Raw genomic sequence first — 19,192 nt, forward strand, 5'->3', positions numbered from 1 at the left:
GTGACTTCTCGCCCAGCCTGCTCCAACTCACCCGCCAGTTTCTGGCTGTCAACGCCCAGGCGCGCGCCCAGGTCGGACTCAAGCGCGGTGACCGTGCTTCGGGTCAGCGCAACGGCCACCAGCACCTGCACCAAAAGGGCGATACCGAGGGTAACGAAAACAGGCCGCAGCAAACGGCTTTGTAACAGTGAGAGAACGGCCGACACGTGAAATCCCTCTACCAAACGCCATTAATTTGATGGCACGCCTGGAAGGGGTGCCTTAATGGAGATGCGTAGCAAGTGTCATGCCGCCCGACAGGCAGAAACGACAAAGGGCTCCATACGGAGCCCTTTGCTTGTTACATCAACGACTTATCAGGCAAATGGATGACGCAGAACGATGGTTTCGTTGCGGTCCGGCCCCGTCGAAATAATGTCGATCGGCGCGCCGACCAACTCTTCGACGCGCTTGATGTAGTTGCGCGCGGCCACTGGCAGCTCTTCCAGGGTCTTGGCACCCACGGTGGACTCGGTCCAGCCTGGCATCTGCTCGTAAACCGGCTCCAGGCCGATGTAGCTGTCGGCGTCGGTCGGTGCGTCGATGACAGCGCCGTCCTGGTTCTTGTAACCCACGCAGATGTTGATGGTTTCCAGGCCGTCCAACACGTCCAGCTTGGTCAGGCAAAGGCCCGAGATGCTGTTGACGTCGATGGCGCGACGCAGGATGACGGCGTCGAACCAGCCGCAACGACGGGCACGACCGGTGGTTGCACCGAACTCGTGGCCACGCTTGGCCAGGAACGCACCGACGTCGTCGAACAGCTCAGTCGGGAACGGCCCCGAACCGACGCGGGTGGTGTAGGCCTTGGTGATGCCCAGGATGTAGTCCAGGTACATCGGGCCAAAACCCGAACCGGTGGCGATGCCGCCAGCGGTGGTGTTGGAGCTGGTGACGTACGGATAGGTGCCGTGGTCGATGTCCAGCAGCGAGCCCTGGGCACCTTCGAACATGATGTCCTTACCGGCGCGGCGCAGCTCGTGCAGCTCGGCGGTGACGTCGAGCATCATCGGCTTGAGCAACTCGGCGTATTCCATGCACTCGTCCAGGGTCTTCTGGAAGTCGATGGCCGGCTCTTTGTAGTAATTGACCAGCACGAAGTTGTGGTAATCCAGCAACTCGCCCAGCTTGGCGGCGAAACGCTCACGGTGGAAGAGGTCACCGATCCGCAGGCCACGACGGGCCACCTTGTCTTCATAGGCCGGGCCGATGCCGCGGCCGGTGGTGCCGATCTTCAGCTCGCCACGGGCCTTTTCACGGGCCTGGTCCAGCGCAACGTGATAGGACAGGATCAGCGGGCAGGACGGGCTGATGCGCAGGCGCTCGCGCACCGGTACGCCTTTCTCTTCCAGCTTGATGATTTCCCGCAGCAGGGCGTCGGGCGCCACCACCACACCGTTGCCGATCAAGCACTGCACGCCTTCGCGCAGCACGCCCGATGGAATCAGGTGCAGAACGGTTTTTTCACCGTCGATCACCAGGGTGTGACCGGCGTTGTGGCCACCTTGGTAGCGCACTACGGCGGCAGCATGTTCGGTCAGCAGATCAACGATCTTGCCTTTGCCCTCATCACCCCACTGGGTGCCCAGGACTACGACATTCTTACCCATAACACTTGTCCTCATTCGCGCAAACTTGGTGCCGGCTCCAGGCCGGCAGGAAAACTCAAGAAGCCAGCGGCAATACTTGCCAAAGCCCGTTCTGCTGAATCAATTGCCGGTCGCAGTCCGCTTCACGGGCGGCGGCCAAAGGTTGCCCAGGCAAGGCCTGGACGACACGCTGACCCTCACTGCGCAACTGACAGACCATCTGCCAGAGTGCCGCATCCGTACTGTCAGGCATCCAGATACCGCCGGACGGTAACTCGATTTCAACACGCCCCAGGGTCACCAGGGTTTTCAAATCGGTAGAGAAGCCGGTCGCCGGACGGGCGCGACCGAAGTCGGCGCCGATGTCGTCGTAGCGACCGCCCTGGGCGATGGACTGACCAACGCCCGGTACAAACACTGCGAACACCACGCCAGTGTGATAGTGATAGCCGCGCAGCTCACCCAGGTCGAAATACAGCGGCAACTCAGGGAAACGCACCGACAGACGCTCGGCAATCGCCAACAGGTCGTCCAGCGCCGCCAACACCGGTGCCGGCGCGCCGGCCAAGCGTTCGCGGGCCGCGCCCAGCACTTCACGGCCGCCGCAAAGATCCACCAATGCCCGCAACATGCCGGACAGGTCGCTCGGTAGCCCTTCGGTCAGGCTGATGACTTCATCGATGGCCTTGCGCTGCAAGGCGTCGAACAACCGCTGCTCCACTTCACCGGACAAACCGGCCGCACGGGCCAGGCCACGGTAGATGCCGACATGGCCCAGGTCCATGTGGACATCCGGCACGTCGGCCAGTTGCAGCATGGCCAACATCAGGCTGATGACTTCCACGTCACTGACTGGGCTGGCGTCGCCATAAAGTTCGGCGCCCAACTGGATCGGGCTGCGCGAAGACGACAAGGCACGCGGCTGGGCATGCAGGACACTGCCGGCGTAGCACAGACGGCTCGGGCCTTCGCGGCGCAAGGTGTGGGCATCGATGCGTGCCACTTGTGGCGTGATGTCGGCCCGAAAGCCCATCTGCCGGCCCGATTGCGGGTCGATAACCTTGAAGGTGCGCAAATCCAGGTCCTGGCCCGCGCCGGTCAGCAAGGATTCCAGGTACTCGATATGCGGGGTAACGACGAATTCGTAACCCCAGCTCTGGAACAGATCCAACACCTGCCGACGCGCTACTTCGATACGCGCGGCTTCCGGTGGCAGTACTTCTTCGATGCCATCTGGCAGCAGCCAGCGGTCTACCGTTGCCATTACGCCATTCCCCTATGATCCGGGCGGCCAGCTTTCGGGCTGGCCTTGAGTGAAGCAGAAAATGCCCGCGTCATGCGAAAAACCGCAAACAACGCGCAAGGGCGACGTGACGAATGGCCCTGGATCGGCCTCGCCAAGCACTTTCCTCGAAAAACCTGTCGGGTCATTCAACCCGACGCCTGCACCGTATAAACCACAATCGAACGCGCAGACGCAAAAAAGCCGGGAATTTCCCGGCTGCCGCATCATACACACGTTTTCCCAAAGGATCACCCCGCCCGACGTTTTAGCCGCCGGGCGGAGTGCTTCAGGTCAACGTCGCATCAAGGCTTGGCCTTTTCCAGGTAATGGAAAAAGTCACTGCTTGGGTCCAGGACCATGACGTCGGATTTGTTCGCGAAGCTTTCACGGTAGGCACGCAGGCTACGGTAGAACGCGTAGAACTCCTGGTCCTGGCCATAGGCCTTGGCGTAGATCGCAGCGGCCTGGGCATCACCATCACCACGGACCTCTTCCGATTCACGATAGGCTTCGGCCAGCAGCACGCGGCGTTGACGATCGGCGTCGGCACGGATGCCCTCGGCCAGCTCGTTACCTTTTGCGCGGTGCTCGCGGGCTTCACGCTCACGTTCGGTGCTCATGCGCTCGAACACGCTGCGGTTCACTTCCTTCGGCAGGTCGATGGCCTTGACACGCACATCGACCACTTCGATACCCAGCTCTTTTTCCGCCATCGCGTTCAGCGAGCGGGTGATGTCTGCCATGAGCGCGTCGCGCTCACCGGACACCACTTCGTGCAGGGTACGTTTACCGAACTGGTCACGCAGGCCCGACTCCAGGCGACGGGACAAACGTTCGTCGGCGATCTGCTTGAGACCAGAGGTCGCGGTGTAGAAGCGCTCGGCATCCTTCACGCGCCACTTGGCGTAGGCATCGACCATCACGGCTTTCTTTTCCAGCGTCAGGAAGCGCTGCGTCGGTGCGTCCAACGTCATCAAGCGCGCATCGAACTTGCGCACCTTGTTAACGTACGGCACCTTCACATGCAGCCCTGGCTGGACATCAGCCTGGACCACGCGACCGAATTGCAGCAACACCGCGCGCTCGGTCTGAGCCACGATATAGAAGCAGTTCCAGGCAGCGATCGCCACGACGACGCCGACAATAAGGGCGATCAGCGATTTATTGCTCATCAGCGACTCTCCCTGGTACGTGCTTGCTGTTGCTGCAGGTCCGCCGCCGCGCGGGCATTGGCTTCATTGCTGGCGGCTGCCGCCGCGCCGGTTGGCGGTGTGCCGGTGTTGCGACCACTCTCGACCATCTTATCCAGCGGCAGGTACAGCAGATTGCTCTGGCCGTCCTTGTTGCCGGTCACGAGGACCTTGCTGGTGTTGCTGAAGACTTCCTGCATGGTGTCCAGGTACAGGCGCTGGCGCGTGACTTCAGGCGCCTTGCGATATTCGGCTACCAGTTTGGTGAAGCGATCAGCCTCACCCTTGGCGCGGGAAACCACTTCGTCGCGATAACCGTTGGCATCTTCGATGATGCGCTGGGCCTGACCACGGGCTTCCGGCACAACGCCGTTGGCATAGGTTTCGGCCTGGTTGCGCGAGCGTTGCTCGTCCTCACGGGCGCGGATCACGTCGTCAAAGGCTTCCTGCACTTCGCGCGGTGCCGCTGCGCTCTGGACGTTGACTTGGGTGACCGTGATACCGGTGCGATAGGTATCGAGGAACCGTTGCAGGCGCTCCTTGATTTCGCTGGCCATCAGCTCACGACCTTCGGTCAGCACCTGGTCCATGGCGGTGGAACCCACCACGTGGCGCAGGGCGCTTTCAGTCGCGTGTTGCAGGCTGATCTCCGGCTGGTCGACGTTGAGCACGAAGTCCTGCAGGTTGGTGATCTTGTACTGCACGGTCAGCGGCACTTCGACGATGTTCTCGTCTTCGGTCAGCATCTGGCCCTGCTTGGAGTAGGCACGCTCGCGCGTGACGTTCTCCATGTACTTCTGGTCGATCGGCGGGAAATAGATGTTCAGGCCCGGGCCGACGGTTTCGTAGTATTTGCCGAAGCGCAGCACCACGGCCTGCTCCTGCTCGTCCACGACATACACCGCGCTGTACAGCCAGACAGCCGCGAGCACGACAAGGCCGATGCCGAGCAGGCCGAAACCGCCGCCCTTGCCCGGACGGCTGCCGCCATCGTCACCGCGTTTCCTACCACCACCGAACAAACCGTTCAGGCTGTCCTGCAGCTTGCGGAAGGCCTCGTCGAGATCCGGTGGTCCCTTGCGGTCGCCGTTGTTACGACGCTTGCCGCCCCAGGGATCCTGGTTATTCGAGTTGCCACCCGGCTCATTCCAAGCCATAGCGCTCTCCATCTGATAAAGCAAAGACGCACCCACGGCGCGCCGGCCAATGCTACAGAATGCCTGACACAGCTTTCTCAGGCTTTTATTGCAAAGTGTGTTGCTCGATGAATTCCATCGGCTGGAGCCCTTCGCGACTGACCAGCCGGTTCAGTTCCGACCGAGGCAGGCGAACGGCCAGCAGGCAGATGCCTTCTTCGTCGTGTTCTTCTTTCTGCACCGCCCCCAACTCGAAAAACTGCGCACGCAGCCGGGCAAAACGCTGCGGCAGCTTCAAGGTACCCACAAACAGGTCATCGCCCAGCAGTTCCGCCACGGCCTGTTTGAGCAGGTCCAGGCCACTGCCATCACGGGCCGAAAGCCAGACCCGCTGCGGCTTTCCGTCGGCATCGCGCTGGATCTGCGGCTCCACGCCTTCGAGCAAATCGAGTTTGTTGTATACCTCGAGGATCGGCAAGTCCTGGGCCCCGATCTCTCCCAGCACCACCATGACCTGTTCGATCTGCAGCATCCGGTCCGGTTCGGCGGCATCGATCACGTGCAGCAGCAGGTCGGAGTTGCTCGACTCTTCGAGCGTAGCCCGGAAAGCCTCGACCAGCTTATGCGGCAAATGCCGGATGAAACCCACGGTATCGGCCAGCACGATGGGCCCGAGGTCGCTCAGGTCGAGCCGACGCAAGGTCGGGTCGAGCGTGGCGAACAACTGGTCGGCGGCATAGACATCGGATTGGGTGACGTTGTTGAACAGGGTCGATTTGCCGGCGTTGGTATAACCCACCAGTGAAACCGTCGGGATGTCGGCCCGCTTGCGGCCGCGCCGCGATTGCTCGCGCTGGCTGCGGACTTTCTCCAGCCGCCCTTTGATCTGGCGCAGGCGAACCCGCAGCAGGCGCCGGTCGGTTTCCAGCTGGGTTTCACCCGGGCCCCGCAGGCCGATACCGCCTTTCTGGCGCTCAAGGTGAGTCCAGCCGCGGACCAGCCGCGTGCTCATGTGCTCAAGCTGGGCCAGTTCGACCTGGAGCTTGCCTTCATGGGTACGCGCGCGCTGGGCGAAGATATCGAGAATCAGCCCGGTGCGGTCGATCACGCGGCACTCGAAGACACGTTCGAGGTTGCGTTCCTGACTGGGCGTGAGGATGTGATTGAAAATCACCAGATCGATGTGCTCGGCTTTGACCAGGTCGCGCAACTCCTCGACCTTGCCACTGCCGATCAGGAATTTGGCGGTTGGCCGATGACGCGGCACGTTGAAAAACGCGACGGTCTCGGCGCCGGCCGAAATTGCCAATTCCTGAAACTCCTGCGGATCTTCGCGCGCCTCAGGGTCCTGTCCTTCCAAGTGAACGAGAATGGTCCGCTCACCACCACCGTGGCGCTCAAAGAACAAAGGAGGCTCCTATCAAGCGTTACCCGGCTCAGCGTCACCGCCTTCGGATTCGGTTGCGCTAGGCAGACGAATCGGACGAACCGGCACCACTGTCGAGATAGCGTGTTTGTAGACCATCTGGCTGACGGTGTTCTTCAGCAGGATGACGAACTGGTCGAACGACTCGATCGTGCCTTGCAGTTTGATCCCGTTGACCAGATAGATGGACACCCCAACTTTCTCTTTACGTAAAGTGTTCAAGTAAGGGTCTTGTAGCGAATGCCCTTTTGACATGTGCCGCACTCCTTTAAGGATCAATTATAAAAATCGGAATTCAGATGGCTTGGGCCGTCACACCCCCAAGGATAGACGGCAATTGCAAGGACTCAGCTCAATATGGAGATGGTCCCGAGGTATTTCAAGGCGCGTGGCAGATTGTCGCAATCAAGGCTGTCAAGCCAATGCAAGTCAGTCCAGCTGCGCAGCCAGGTGAACTGGCGTTTCGCCAATTGGCGCGTGGCAATGATTCCACGCTCGCGCATCTCGGCTGACGTCAGCTTGCCGTCCAGGTAGTCCCAGACTTGTCGATAACCCACCGCACGTATAGACGGCAACCCGGCATGCAGGTCACTTCGCTCACGCAGGGCTACGACCTCGTCTATGAATCCCTGTTCCAACATTAATGTGAATCTTTGTTCAATTCGCCGATGCAGCACTTGCCGGTTCGCCGGAGCGATGGCCAGATTCGCGACAGTATAGGGCAATTGTTGCAGTCCCGAAGCGGCTGCTTCAGTACTTTGCGCAGATTGTCGCTGCCGCAGGGCCGTCATGCTCTGGCCGCTCACCCGATAAACCTCCAGGGCCCGGCTGAGCCGCTGCGGGTCGTTGGGGTGAATGCGCGCCGCCGATTCAGGATCGATCACCGCCAATTGTTCATGAAGCGCTTGCCAGCCAAGGCGCGCAGCCTCTTCTTCGATCTGTGCGCGCACCTCGGGATCGGCCGCCGGCATGTCCGCCAGGCCATCGACCAGGGCTTTGTAGTACAGCATCGTACCGCCCACCAGCAGCGGAATCTTGCCTCGCGCAGTGATCTCGGCCATGGCCTGGAGCGCATCACGCCGAAAATCAGCCGCCGAATAGGCTTCGGCCGGGTCGAGGATGTCGATCAGTCGATGTGGATATTCAGCGAGCAAAGCTTTCGACGGTTTGGCGGTGCCGATGTCCATGCCCCGGTAGACCAGCGCCGAATCGACGCTGATCAACTCGCAGGGCAAGACCTTGGTCAGTTCGATGGCCAGGTCGGTCTTGCCGGCGGCCGTCGGCCCCATCAGGAAAATCGCGGGTGGCAACTGGCTCATCAACGACCGCGCAGGAACAGTTTGTCCAGGTCGTCCAGGCCCAGTTGAGTCCAGGTCGGCCGGCCATGGTTGCATTGACCGCTGCGTTCGGTGTTTTCCATGTCCCGCAACAGGCCGTTCATTTCCGGCAAGGCCAGGCGCCGGTTGGCGCGGATCGCGCCGTGGCAGGCCATGGTGCCGAGCAATTCGTTCAAGTGCGCCTGGATCCGGTCGCTGGTGCCATATTCCATCAGGTCCGCCAGCACGTCGCTGACCAGGCGATTGGCCTCGGCCTGTTTCAACAAGGCCGGGATCTGCCGGATCGCCAGGGTTTCCGGGCCCAGGCGCTGTAGCTCGAAGCCCAGGCGCTGGAACCAGCTCATGTGCTCTTCAGCGCAATCGGCTTCGCGCTGGCTGACGGCCAGGGATTCGGGAACCAACAACGGTTGGCCGCTCAAGCCTTCGCTGGCCATGGCGATCTTCAATCGCTCGTACATGATCCGCTCGTGAGCGGCGTGCATATCCACCAGGACCAGGCCCTGGGCGTTTTCGGAAAGGATGTAGATGCCTTTTAGCTGCGCCAGGGCATAACCCAACGGTGGTATATCTCCCTGACCGTCGGGCAATGTCGCCGCAGCGGTTTCAGGCAGAGGCTTGAAGAACTCGCGATACGCGGCCTGGGCCTCGGCTGCCGGCACATTGGATTGTGGGCGCGGCGTGTATTGATACTGATAACCGCTGCCAGCGCCGCTTCCGCCTGTGTTGTAGGCTGGTTGGGGCTGGGGTTGCTCCAGCAGGGCATGGGCCGCCAAGCGCATTTCCCCCTGGGGGCCAAACTCGCCGGCCTCCAGCCCGGTCGGCCGGACCATGCCGGCCACGGCCGCCGGGGCCGCCAACTGATCTTCCGGCCGAACATCGCCCAGGGCTCGATGCAACGTGCCATAGAGGAAATCGTGGACCATGCGTCCATCACGGAAACGCACTTCGTGCTTGGTCGGGTGGACGTTGACGTCCACCACCGATGGGTCGACTTCGAAGAACAGCACGAAGGTGGGATGCCGACCGTTGAACAGCACATCGCGGTAGGCCTGGCGCACCGCATGGGCCACCAATTTGTCGCGCACCGCACGGCCGTTCACGTAGAAATATTGCAGGTCCGCCTGGCTGCGGGAAAACGTCGGCAAGCCGACCCAACCCCACAGGTGCAAGCCATTGCGCTCCACCTCGATGGGCAAGGCCTGCTCCAGAAAACCCGCGCCACACACCGCGCCCACACGCCGGGCGCGAGCCGCATCATCGTTGGCCTCGTGCAGGCTGAGGATGGTCTTGCCGTTGTGGCGCAGGTGAAACGCCACGTCAAACCGTGCAAGGGCCAGGCGCTTGATGACTTCCTGCAAATGATCGAATTCGGTTTTCTCGGCCTTGAGGAACTTGCGCCGGGCCGGAGTATTGAAGAACAAGTCCCGTACTTCAACCGACGTGCCCACCGGATGAGCGGCGGGTTGCACATGGGAAGCCATGTCGCGGCCTTCGGTCTCGACCTGCCAGGCCTGATCGGCGTTTCGGGTGCGGGACGTGAGCGTCAGGCGTGACACCGAACTGATGGACGCCAGCGCCTCGCCACGAAACCCCAGGCTCATGACCCGTTCGAGGTCTTCCAGGTCACGAATCTTGCTGGTCGCGTGACGCGCCAGGGCCAGCGGCAGGTCATCGGCGGGAATGCCGCGACCGTCGTCGCGCACCCGCAACAGCTTGACCCCGCCCTGCTCGACATCGACGTCAATACGCCTGGCCCCGGAGTCGAGACTGTTTTCCAGCAGCTCCTTGATGACCGACGCGGGGCGCTCGACCACTTCGCCGGCGGCGATCTGGTTCGCCAGCCGAGGGCTGAGCAGTTCGATGCGGGCGGTGCTGTCGATCACGTCATCGCTCATTGCTTGGCCGCCACTTCGTTGCCAGGAATGGTCAGGGTCTGCCCGATCTTCAGCTCGTCACTTTGCAGATTGTTGGCGCTGCGCAAGGTCGCGGGCGACACCTGATAGCGCACGGCGATCATAGCCAGGGTTTCGCCCGGGTTGACTCGATGGTCGCGCGGGCCCTGGGCGATCTTGCCCGAATCGCGCAGCCAGGCGATGTAGGTGCCGGGCGGTGGATTCTGCTGGAAGAACTGCCGCACGCCACTGCTGATGGATCGGGCCAAGGCCTGCTGGTGGCTTGACGACGACAGTTTAGAGGCTTCGTTGGCGTTGGAAATGAACCCGGTTTCCACCAGGATCGACGGGATGTCCGGCGACTTGAGCACCATGAACCCGGCCTGCTCGACCCGCTGCTTGTGCAATGGCGTGACGCGGCCGATGTTGCTCAGCACTTTTTGGCCGACGTTCAGGCTGGAGGTCAACGAGGCGGTCATCGACAAGTCCAGCAACACACCGGCGAGCATCCGGTCCTTGTCGTCGAGGCTGACGTTGCCAGCACCGCCGATCAGGTCGGAACGGTTTTCACTGTCGGCCAGCCAGCGGGCGGTCTCGGAAGTGGCACCACGGTCGGACAAGGCAAATACCGAGGCGCCAAACGCAGCCTTGGAGGGTGCGGCGTCGGCATGGATCGAGACGAACAGGTCCGCGCCCTTCTTGCGGGCGATTTCCGTGCGTCCGCGCAGGGGAATGAAATAGTCGCCCGTGCGGGTCAGTTCGGCGCGGAAGCCTTTCATGCCGTTGACTTGGCGTTGCAGTTCGCGGGCGATGGACAGCACCACGTCCTTCTCACGCTGCCCGCGCGAACCCGAGGCGCCAGGGTCTTCGCCACCGTGTCCGGCGTCGATAACCACAATGATGTCGCGTTTGCCGGCCGGGGCCGGTGGCAGCTTGATCGCGGGTTCAGTGGGCGTGACCGGCACGGCGGGCACCGTGGCGACTTTGGTCGGCGGCGGCGGTGTCGGCGCGGCATCGGCCGGGTTATCGAACAGGTCCACCACCAGCCGGTTGCCGTACTGGGCGTTGGGCGCCAGCGTGAAGCTCTTCGGGGTCACCGCCTGTTTCAGGTCGACGACCACCCGCAGGTCGGTCGGCGTACGCTGGGCCGAGCGCATGGCGGTAATCGGAGTGTTGGCGGTGGGCACGTTCAGCGGCGCGCCCAAGGACGCGCCATTGATGTCGATCACCAGGCGATCCGGGGCGGTCAGGGTGAATACGCTGTGCTGCACCGGGCCTGTCAGGTCGAACACCAGCCGGGTATTGTCCGGCGCCCGCCAGAGGCGAACGCTGTTGACCTTTGTCTCAGCCACAGCATCGACGGCCAGTGCCGTAAGCAACAGTCCTACGACAGCAACCACCGCGCGAAAGCGCATACCAAACCCCATCATTTAATTAGTTTCCAAAGCCAAGGCGGCACACCACGACTCGCCACGCGAGCCTTGCGGTGTCAGTTTCAGCGAACGCCCGCCATTCTGCGCGCCAATGGTAATGGTCAGGTCCGGCTTTGGCAAAAAGCCTGCACCTTTCTGGGGCCATTCGATCAGGCACAAGGCGTCATCTTCGAAGTAATCACGGATGCCGAGGAACTCCAGCTCTTCGGGATCGACCAGCCGATACAGATCGAAATGAAACGCTCGGATGTCGCCGATCTCGTAGGGCTCGACCAGGGTGAAAGTAGGGCTCTTGACTGAGCCGACGTGCCCGAGACCACGGATGATGCCACGGGACAAGGTGGTTTTTCCCGCGCCGAGGTCGCCCTCGAGAAAGATCAAGCCATGCCCTGCGGTGATTTGCGCGATACGCGCGCCAAATTGTGTCATGGCTTGTTCGTCCGCCAAGTACAGGGTTACTTCAGACACGGTGAATGCTCCTCCAACAACTGACGAATGGCCGGGATCAGATCGGTCGCCGCCAATCCCCGGCCCGAGCGACCGCACTGGACGCCCGCGCTGGCATGCAGCCAGACCGCCAGGCATGCGGCCTCGAACGCTTCCAGCCCCTGGGCCAGCAACGCGCCGACGACCCCGGCGAGCACATCCCCCAGGCCGGCGGTGGCCATGGCCGGGTGGCCTTGGGTACAAACCGCCAGGCGGCCGTCCGGGCTGGCGATCAAGCTGCCGGCCCCCTTGAGGATCACGGTAGCTGTGTATTTCTGGCTCAAGGCGTGGGCCGCCGCCGAGCGGTCGGCCTGCACCTGAGCCGTGGATATCCCCAGCAATCGCGCTGCCTCGCCCGGATGCGGGGTAATGACGCAATGTTCGGGCAGGCTGACCGCGCCAAGGCTCAACAGATTCAGAGCATCGGCGTCCCACACCTGGGGCAGCGCAGCATTGGCCGCCGCCGACAGCAGGCTGCGTCCCCAGGCAGCCTGGCCCAAGCCCGGGCCGACCACCAGGACGTTGGCCTGCTTGAGCAAGCCCATCAATTGATTGGCCGAATGAGTGCCCTGCACCATCACCTCAGGCAAACGGACCAGCGCCGAGGCGACGTGCTCGCTGCGGGTGGCCATCGAAACCATGCCCGCGCCGCAGCGCAGCGCAGTTTCGGCGCTCATCTGGATCGCGCCGCCGAAACCCCGGTCGCCGCCGATCAACAGCACGTGACCGAACTTGCCTTTGTGGGACGTGGGCGGGCGAGGCGTCAGGCGCGGCAGATTAACAGGCAGGAGCAGGCGGGCACTGGAAGGCGCCGACTCAACAATGTCAGGGTCGGCGTGCAGGTCGTTGAACACCAACTCACCGACTCGATCCGCCGCATCTCCGGTGAACAAGCCAAGCTTCAAGCCGATGAACGTCACGGTCAGGTCAGCCGCCACGGCGGTCCCGAGCACTCGGCCGGTGTCCGCACACAGCCCCGACGGTATATCCACCGCCGCGACCGGCAAACCGCTGACATTGACCGTATCGATCGCCCGGATATAAGGCTCGCGCACTTCGCCGGTGGTCCCGGTGCCGAGCAGCGCGTCGAGCAGCACTCCCCGCAGCTCGCTATCGTCCGACCAAGGCTCCACCGGCACACCCACGGCCACGGCCTCTGCATGGGCATTGGCGGCATCACCCAACAGGCGCCGGGGCTCGCCCACGGCCAGGACCCGTACCGACCAGCCGGCTCGGCGGGCCAGGGCAGCGACCAGGTAGCCATCGCCGGCGTTGTTGCCATGCCCCGCCAGCACGGTCAATTCAGCACTTTGCGGCCAACGTCGCACGATAGCTCGCCACGTGGCGCGGGCGGCACGCTGCATCAGTTCGAAGCCGCTGGTGCCTGCCGCGATCAGCTGTGCATCCAAGGCCCGGACCTGCGCGGCGCTGTACAGCGCGTCGGGAAAATCATCTTTAGTCTGCGGCATGCGTCTTCGGGCTCCGATGTCTGGCAGAATTATACGCATCTCAGCTCCGGTTTCTCTCGCCTCATGCCTGCCATTCCCACAGACCTTGCCACCCTCGCCCAATCCATCAAGGAATGGGGCCGCGAGCTGGGCTTCCAGCAGGTCGGCATCAGCGGCCTGGACCTGGCCGAGCATGAACAACATCTGCAACGCTGGCTTGAGGCCGGCTACCACGGCGAAATGGACTACATGGGCGCCCATGGCAGCAAACGCTCGCACCCTGAAGAACTGGTGCCCGGCACGCTGCGGGTGGTGTCGCTGCGCATGGATTACCTGGCGGGCGACACCCAGATGGCCCAATTACTTGGCGAACCGGAAAAAGCCTACGTTTCGCGTTATGCGTTGGGCCGCGATTACCACAAATTGATCCGTAAGCGCGTGCAGCAACTGGCGGAAAAAATCCAAGAGGCCATCGGCCCCTTCGGCTATCGCGCCTTCGTCGACAGCGCGCCGGTGCTGGAAAAAGCCATTGCCGAACAGGCCGGCCTGGGTTGGATCGGCAAGAACACCCTGGTCCTGAACCGCAAGGCCGGCAGTTATTTTTTCCTCAGCGAGCTTTTTGTCGACCTGCCGTTGCCGGTGGACCCGCCCCACGGCACCGAGCATTGTGGGAAATGCACCGCTTGCCTGGACATCTGTCCGACCAATGCCTTCGTCGGCCCTTATGTACTGGATGCCCGACGGTGCATTTCATACCTCACTATCGAGTTGAAGAACGCCATTCCGGAGGATCTGCGGCCCTTGATCGGCAACCGGGTGTTCGGTTGCGATGACTGCCAGATCGTTTGTCCATGGAACCGCTTCGCCCGGCCATCCGGCGAAAGCGACTTCAAGCCACGGCACAACCTGGACAACGCCGGGCTGGCGGAGCTGTTCATGTGGGACGAGGAAAAATTCCTCAGCAGTACCGAAGGTTCACCGTTGCGCCGTGCTGGGTACGAACGTTGGCTGCGCAATCTGGCGGTGGGCCTGGGCAACGCGCCGTCAACGATTCCCGTGCTGCAAGCGCTGGAGGCGCGGCGCGATTATCCGTCGGAACTGGTGCGCGAACACGTGGAATGGGCGCTGCGCCAGCACGCCACGCGTCAGACTTCGTCGTTATAGACGAACTTAGGCATTTCCCAGTGAAAACGAATCGCCAGGAGCCGCAGCAGAAAACCGCCAAACAATGTGATGAGGATCGACTGCTCGCTGGGCAATTGCAGGTAGACGCATAACAAATAGCACCACGCGGCGGCAAACGAGACGCTGGCGTAGAGCTCGCGACGGAAGATCAGCGGAATATCGTTACAGAAGATATCCCGCAGGATGCCGCCAAATACCCCCGTGATCACGCCGCTCACCGAGGCGACCAACATGCCATGGCCCATTTCCAGCGCAGTCATGCAGCCAATCAGCGTAAATGCCACCAACCCCACGGCATCGAGCACCAAAAATAGCGAGCGCAGGTGACGCATCCAGCGCGCCAGGAACACCGTGAGCATCGCAGCCGCGGTGGTGAGCACCAGGTATTCCGGATGCTTGACCCATGTGAGCGGGTAGTGACCGAGCAACACGTCGCGCACCGAGCCACCACCCAGCGCCGTGATGCAGGCGATCAGCACCACACCAAACCAGTCCATGCCACGCCGCCCGGCGGATAGCGCGCCGGTCATGGCTTCGGCGGTAATGGCGATCAGATACAGCATCAGCAACATGGTGGCGGTCCTTGCGGGAAGGCGCGCAGTCTAGCCAGTTTGGGCGGGCACCAAAAGAGGGCAAGATCCGCCGGCTGCCGGAGCGTGGCGAGGGGATTTATCCCCGCTGGGCTGCAAAGCAGCCCCAAATACAACCAACACCGACCGGCCTGACACAACCAGACATCAGGTCAAGGGGCTGCTCCGCAGCCCAACGGGGCGGTGCGACGTTTCGCTAAATCCCCTCGCCACAAAAGCTTGCCCGCCAATCGCTTGGGGTTGGCTCAGAACTTGATGAAGTGCTTGCGGTAATGCTTCAGCTCGGCGATGGATTCGCGGATGTCGTCCAGGGCCAGGTGCGTACTGCCTTTCTGGAAACTGTCGCGCACTTCGGGAGCCCAGCGAGCGGCCAGTTCCTTGAGCGTGGAGACGTCAAGGTTGCGGTAATGGAAATAGCTTTCCAGGGATTTCATGTGGGTGTACAGGAAGCGACGGTCCTGGCAGATGCTGTTGCCGCAGATCGGCGACTTGCCCCTCGGCACCCATTGCTCGAGGAAAGAGATGGTCTGGGCTTCAGCCTCGGCCATGCTGATCTTGCTCTCGCGCACCCGTTGGGTCAGGCCCGAGCCGCCGTGTTGGCGGGTGTTCCACTCGTCCATGCCGGCCAGGATCTCGTCACTGTGATGGATCGCGATCACCGGCCCTTCGGCCAAGGTATTGAGATCGCTGTCGGTGACGATGGTGGCCATTTCGATGATGACGTCGGTGTCAGGGTTCAGACCGGTCATTTCCAGGTCGATCCAGATCAGGTTCTGCGGGTTTTGCAGGTTTTGCATGGGGGAGCTCCTCGGCTTAGCTGCGCAGTTTAGCTTAGGCAGCCCCTTGGGCGTGCTAAACTCGCCGCCGTTTTAAACCAATCGATGTATTTCTTCATACGGAACACCCATGGCCAAACGCCAACTCAATCGTCGTCAGAACTGGCGCATCGAAAAGATCCAGGGCGAGCGTGCCGCCCGTGCCGCCAAGCGCGAATCCAGCGCTGTCGAAGCCTTGGAGGGCGGCGACCTGGGCCCCGAGCAGACCGGCCTGGTGATCGCTCACTTCGGTGTGCAGGTCGAGGTCGAGGCCCAGGAAGGCGAACTGGCCGGCCAGGTGTTCCGCTGCCACCTGCGCGCCAACCTGCCAGCGCTGGTGACCGGCGACCAAGTGGTCTGGCGTGCCGGCAACCAGGGCATCGGCGTGATCGTCGCGCAACTGCCCCGGCACACCGAGCTGTGCCGTCCCGACAGCCGGGGCCAACTCAAGCCAGTGGCCGCCAACGTCGACATGATCGTCATCGTGTTCGCTCCGTTGCCCGAGCCCCACGCCAACCTGATCGACCGTTACCTGGTAGCGGCCGAACACGCCGGCATCCGTCCGCTGCTGCTGCTCAACAAGTTCGACCTGATCGATGAGCACAACGCCCCGGCGCTGAACGCACTGCTGTCGGTCTATCGGGACCTGGGTTACCCAGTGTTGGAGGTCTCCGCCCATCACGGCAACGGCATGGAACAATTGCAGCGGCAACTGGACGGACGCATCAGCGTGTTCGTCGGCCAGTCCGGCGTCGGCAAGTCTTCGTTGGTCAACAGCCTGCTGCCAGAGGTCGAGACCCGCGTCGGGCCGTTGTCCGAGCTGTCCGGCCAGGGCACGCACACCACAACCACCGCGCGGCTGTTCCACTTTCCCGGCGGCGGCGAACTGATCGACTCGCCGGGCATCCGCGAATTCGGCCTGGGCCACGTCAGCCGGGCGGATGTCGAAGCCGGCTTCATCGAATTCAACGAGCTGATCGGCACCTGCCGCTTCCGCGACTGCAAGCATGATCGCGAACCCGGGTGCGCCTTGCTCAAGGCACTGGAAGAAGGCCGCGTGCACCAGCAACGGATGAACAGTTACCGCTCGATCATTGCCAGCCTGCCGGAGAGCAGTTACTGACTGTTGGTCACTATGGTGACGAGTCTCAGGTAAACCGATACCCACAAAAAAGCCGACAATGATGTCGGCTTTTTTGTGGATCACTGCGCCGGCGGCTCGGCCGGTTTCGGTGCGGCGTCGTCGAACAGGTTCAGGCGTTCGCGCAACTCGTGGGCCGGCACCGGCTGCTGGTCCGCCGGCAAGGCGTTCGGATCGACCGCTGCACCTGGCGCGGCCGGTGGCACCGACACTTCACCTGGCGCGCCCTCGCCTTGGGCCGAATCGGGCACCGAACCGGGCACCGAATCGGGCACCGAATCGTCTGCTTGTGAACCCTCGATGGCTTTTTGGGCCTTCTTAGTCAACACCACGATATCGATACGCCGGTTGACCGGATTGAAAGGGTCTTGGCGATCGAACAGTGCCGAAGACGCATAACCGACCACCCGCGCCACTTGCTCATCCGGATAGCTGCCCGCCACCAGGGCGCGACGTGCCGCGTTGGCGCGGTTGGCCGAGAGTTCCCAGTTACCGAAATCGCCTTTGCCCACGTACGGCTTGGCATCGGTATGGCCGCTGATACTGATCTTGTTCGGCACCGCCTTGATGGTGTCGGCCATGGCCAGCAGGATGTCTTCGAAATACGGCTTGAGCCGCGCGCTGCCAGAGTCGAACATCGGCCGGTTGTCGGCGTCCATGATCTGGATGCGCAGGCCGTTCGGCGTGATCTCGAACAGGATCTGGTCCTTGAACTTCTGCAATTCGGGATTTTCTTCGACCTTGTTCTGCAACTCTTGCAGGAGCAATTCCAGACGCTCGCGCTCGACCTGCTCGGCCATGCCCTCGGCCTCATTGGCGTCGACGGTCGCCTTGTCGGGCTGGGGCTGGGATTTGACCTCGGGGTTGAGGGTATTTTCCGGTGCCAGGACAGGCGAGCCGCCCAGATCGATGATGTACGGCGTGCCGCTCTCGGAAAAACCCACCGGGTCCTTGAAGTAACCGGCGATCGCGATCTTCTGTTCCGGCGTCGCCGTGGACAGCAGCCACAGCACCAGGAAGAACGCCATCATCGCCGTGGCAAAGTCAGCGAAAGCGATTTTCCAGGCGCCGCCGTGATGCCCGCCAGCTATGCGCTTGACGCGCTTGACGATGATCGGTTGGTTATTCTCCATAACGAGTGCTCTGCTTCACAAATACTGTTCCATTTTGACGGTGCCTGTTGCTGCCATACTGTGTTGCCGCTCCTCGCCATAGCGGGCTATGACTCGTCGCGGCGCCTTGTCTGGCAGCAACAGTCACTCGCCAAAAAAGGAACGTATCTGCAAAGCAGAGCACTATCGACCGCGAACCGCTTGTTCCAGCTCGGCAAAGCTTGGACGGTGCGCCGGGTACAGGACCTTGCGGCCGAACTCCACCGCCAGGGACGGTGGCATGCCCGAGGCCGAGGCCACCAGGGAAGCCTTGATGGCTTCATAGACATTGAGTTCTTCCTTGGCGTCATGGGCCAGGGAGTGGGCCAGCGGGCCGAAGAAACCGTACGCGGCCAAAATACCGAAGAAGGTACCCACCAGTGCCGCACCCACGTGCAGGCCGATGGAAGCCTGGTCGCCTTCCCCCAGGGACGCCATGGTCACCACGATACCCAATACCGCCGCAACGATACCGAAGCCGGGCATGCCGTCGGCGATGCCGTTGACTGCGTGGGATGGGTGTTCCAGGTCTTCCTTGAGGCTGTACAGCTCCATGTCGAACAAGCCTTCCAGCTCATGGGGCGCCATGTTGCCGGACGACATGATGCGCAGGTAATCGCAGATGAACGCGGTCATGCGCTCGTCTTTCAGCACCGAAGGGTACTTGGCGAAGATCGGGCTGGCGGCGGCGTCTTCGATGTCGCCCTCGATCGCCATCATGCCTTCGCGGCGGCTCTTGTTGAGGATCTCGTAGACCAGCCCCAGCACCTCAAGATAGAAGGTGTGGCTGAAGCGCGAGCCGAACATGCTCAAGGATTTCTTGAGCACATGCATGGTCATATAGCCAGGGTTCGCCTGGAGGAATGCGCCAAGAGCCGCACCGCCGATGATCATCACCTCGAACGGTTGGATCAGCGCAGCGATCTTGCCATGGGAAAGCACGTATCCGCCGAGCACGCTCGCGAACACGACAATGATGCCGATAATTTTAGCCATAGGTAGAAAGTACTTATTTAAGTCGGGTTCAAGGTCATATTCGGAAGCTGAAA

General features: G+C 62.0%; 17 protein-coding genes. 2 read left to right on the plus strand and 15 right to left on the minus strand.

Features of this window, described 5'->3' with window-relative positions:
• Positions 1-356: 356 nt before the first annotated feature.
• The 11 genes from J3P92_RS22635 to J3P92_RS22685 all read right to left on the minus strand — a co-directional run bounded on the left by J3P92_RS22635 (position 357) and on the right by J3P92_RS22685 (position 13,282).
• Positions 357-1,649, minus strand: a complete 1,293-nt coding sequence (locus J3P92_RS22635) for an adenylosuccinate synthase (RefSeq protein ID WP_003186407.1) — start codon at positions 1,647-1,649, stop codon at positions 357-359.
• A 55-nt stretch (positions 1,650-1,704) separates the two neighbouring features.
• The gene (locus J3P92_RS22640; protein ID WP_434649119.1) at positions 1,705-2,892 is read right to left on the minus strand and encodes an ATP phosphoribosyltransferase regulatory subunit; all 1,188 of its coding nucleotides are present in this window, start codon (positions 2,890-2,892) and stop codon (positions 1,705-1,707) included.
• A gap of 323 nt (positions 2,893-3,215) precedes the next feature.
• Entirely contained in the window at positions 3,216-4,085 is an 870-nt protein-coding gene (gene hflC / locus J3P92_RS22645) for a protease modulator HflC (protein ID WP_420766191.1), read from the minus strand.
• Complete coding sequence (gene hflK, locus J3P92_RS22650) at positions 4,085-5,260, minus strand: FtsH protease activity modulator HflK (protein ID WP_420766190.1); 1,176 nt, start codon at positions 5,258-5,260, stop codon at positions 4,085-4,087. The genes hflC and hflK overlap by 1 nt, the downstream gene beginning before the upstream one ends.
• Before the next feature lie 85 nt (positions 5,261-5,345).
• Positions 5,346-6,647 carry a ribosome rescue GTPase HflX gene (gene hflX, locus J3P92_RS22655; RefSeq protein WP_420766189.1) on the minus strand — a complete coding sequence of 434 codons (1,302 nt, stop codon included), beginning with the start codon at positions 6,645-6,647 and terminating at the stop codon, positions 5,346-5,348.
• A 12-nt stretch (positions 6,648-6,659) separates the two neighbouring features.
• A complete protein-coding gene (gene hfq / locus J3P92_RS22660) occupies positions 6,660-6,920 on the minus strand; it encodes an RNA chaperone Hfq (RefSeq protein WP_003186419.1) in 261 nt (86 codons plus the stop codon).
• A 92-nt stretch (positions 6,921-7,012) separates the two neighbouring features.
• On the minus strand, positions 7,013-7,984 hold the full coding sequence (miaA, locus tag J3P92_RS22665) for a tRNA (adenosine(37)-N6)-dimethylallyltransferase MiaA (protein ID WP_420766188.1): 972 nt from the start codon (positions 7,982-7,984) through the stop codon (positions 7,013-7,015).
• On the minus strand, positions 7,984-9,897 hold the full coding sequence (gene mutL, locus J3P92_RS22670; protein ID WP_434649121.1) for a DNA mismatch repair endonuclease MutL: 1,914 nt from the start codon (positions 9,895-9,897) through the stop codon (positions 7,984-7,986). The genes miaA and mutL overlap by 1 nt, the downstream gene beginning before the upstream one ends.
• A complete protein-coding gene (locus tag J3P92_RS22675) occupies positions 9,894-11,324 on the minus strand; it encodes an N-acetylmuramoyl-L-alanine amidase (protein ID WP_434560970.1) in 1,431 nt (476 codons plus the stop codon). Before J3P92_RS22675 ends, mutL begins: the two co-directional genes overlap by 4 nt.
• The gene (gene tsaE, locus J3P92_RS22680) at positions 11,325-11,795 is read right to left on the minus strand and encodes a tRNA (adenosine(37)-N6)-threonylcarbamoyltransferase complex ATPase subunit type 1 TsaE (RefSeq protein ID WP_434608087.1); all 471 of its coding nucleotides are present in this window, start codon (positions 11,793-11,795) and stop codon (positions 11,325-11,327) included. It abuts the gene before it with no gap.
• Positions 11,783-13,282: an NAD(P)H-hydrate dehydratase gene (locus tag J3P92_RS22685; RefSeq protein ID WP_434649122.1), complete on the minus strand. Its 1,500-nt coding sequence runs from the start codon at positions 13,280-13,282 to the stop codon at positions 11,783-11,785. Before J3P92_RS22685 ends, tsaE begins: the two co-directional genes overlap by 13 nt.
• 63 nt (positions 13,283-13,345) lie before the next feature.
• Here J3P92_RS22685 and queG point away from each other — a divergent pair, with 63 nt between their 5' ends.
• The gene (gene queG / locus J3P92_RS22690) at positions 13,346-14,425 is read left to right on the plus strand and encodes a tRNA epoxyqueuosine(34) reductase QueG (RefSeq protein ID WP_420766183.1); all 1,080 of its coding nucleotides are present in this window, start codon (positions 13,346-13,348) and stop codon (positions 14,423-14,425) included.
• Here the strand turns inward: queG and J3P92_RS22695 are convergent.
• Positions 14,407-15,018, minus strand: a complete 612-nt coding sequence (locus J3P92_RS22695) for a trimeric intracellular cation channel family protein (RefSeq protein ID WP_420766182.1) — start codon at positions 15,016-15,018, stop codon at positions 14,407-14,409. The two genes, queG and J3P92_RS22695, sit on opposite strands and share 19 nt — an antisense overlap.
• A gap of 263 nt (positions 15,019-15,281) precedes the next feature.
• The gene (gene orn, locus J3P92_RS22700; protein WP_434651190.1) at positions 15,282-15,824 is read right to left on the minus strand and encodes an oligoribonuclease; all 543 of its coding nucleotides are present in this window, start codon (positions 15,822-15,824) and stop codon (positions 15,282-15,284) included.
• A gap of 118 nt (positions 15,825-15,942) precedes the next feature.
• Here orn and rsgA point away from each other — a divergent pair, with 118 nt between their 5' ends.
• Positions 15,943-16,974, plus strand: coding sequence for a small ribosomal subunit biogenesis GTPase RsgA (rsgA, locus tag J3P92_RS22705; protein ID WP_053117887.1), 1,032 nt, complete (start codon positions 15,943-15,945; stop codon positions 16,972-16,974).
• A gap of 80 nt (positions 16,975-17,054) precedes the next feature.
• Here rsgA and motB read toward each other — a convergent pair whose 3' ends face one another.
• Positions 17,055-18,125: a flagellar motor protein MotB gene (gene motB / locus J3P92_RS22710; RefSeq protein ID WP_434608092.1), complete on the minus strand. Its 1,071-nt coding sequence runs from the start codon at positions 18,123-18,125 to the stop codon at positions 17,055-17,057.
• A 162-nt stretch (positions 18,126-18,287) separates the two neighbouring features.
• Positions 18,288-19,139, minus strand: coding sequence for a flagellar motor stator protein MotA (gene motA, locus J3P92_RS22715; RefSeq protein WP_198797221.1), 852 nt, complete (start codon positions 19,137-19,139; stop codon positions 18,288-18,290).
• Positions 19,140-19,192: the final 53 nt, after the last annotated feature.

This window comes from Pseudomonas sp. D3-27, from assembly GCF_051132165.1.
Taxonomy (GTDB): domain Bacteria; phylum Pseudomonadota; class Gammaproteobacteria; order Pseudomonadales; family Pseudomonadaceae; genus Aquipseudomonas.

Coding starts and splice junctions, on each gene's coding strand:
- J3P92_RS22640 (WP_434649119.1), bottom strand. CDS start 2,892: ATGGCAACGGTAGACCGCTGGCTGCTGCCAGATGGCATCGAAGAAGTA.
- J3P92_RS22685 (WP_434649122.1), bottom strand. CDS start 13,282: ATGCCGCAGACTAAAGATGATTTTCCCGACGCGCTGTACAGCGCCGCG.
- hflK (WP_420766190.1), bottom strand. CDS start 5,260: ATGGCTTGGAATGAGCCGGGTGGCAACTCGAATAACCAGGATCCCTGG.
- mutL (WP_434649121.1), bottom strand. CDS start 9,897: ATGAGCGATGACGTGATCGACAGCACCGCCCGCATCGAACTGCTCAGC.
- miaA (WP_420766188.1), bottom strand. CDS start 7,984: ATGAGCCAGTTGCCACCCGCGATTTTCCTGATGGGGCCGACGGCCGCC.
- J3P92_RS22675 (WP_434560970.1), bottom strand. CDS start 11,324: ATGATGGGGTTTGGTATGCGCTTTCGCGCGGTGGTTGCTGTCGTAGGA.
- J3P92_RS22635 (WP_003186407.1), bottom strand. CDS start 1,649: ATGGGTAAGAATGTCGTAGTCCTGGGCACCCAGTGGGGTGATGAGGGC.
- J3P92_RS22695 (WP_420766182.1), bottom strand. CDS start 15,018: ATGTTGCTGATGCTGTATCTGATCGCCATTACCGCCGAAGCCATGACC.
- hflC (WP_420766191.1), bottom strand. CDS start 4,085: ATGAGCAATAAATCGCTGATCGCCCTTATTGTCGGCGTCGTCGTGGCG.
- motB (WP_434608092.1), bottom strand. CDS start 18,125: ATGGAGAATAACCAACCGATCATCGTCAAGCGCGTCAAGCGCATAGCT.
- motA (WP_198797221.1), bottom strand. CDS start 19,139: ATGGCTAAAATTATCGGCATCATTGTCGTGTTCGCGAGCGTGCTCGGC.
- queG (WP_420766183.1), top strand. CDS start 13,346: ATGCCTGCCATTCCCACAGACCTTGCCACCCTCGCCCAATCCATCAAG.
- rsgA (WP_053117887.1), top strand. CDS start 15,943: ATGGCCAAACGCCAACTCAATCGTCGTCAGAACTGGCGCATCGAAAAG.
- hfq (WP_003186419.1), bottom strand. CDS start 6,920: ATGTCAAAAGGGCATTCGCTACAAGACCCTTACTTGAACACTTTACGT.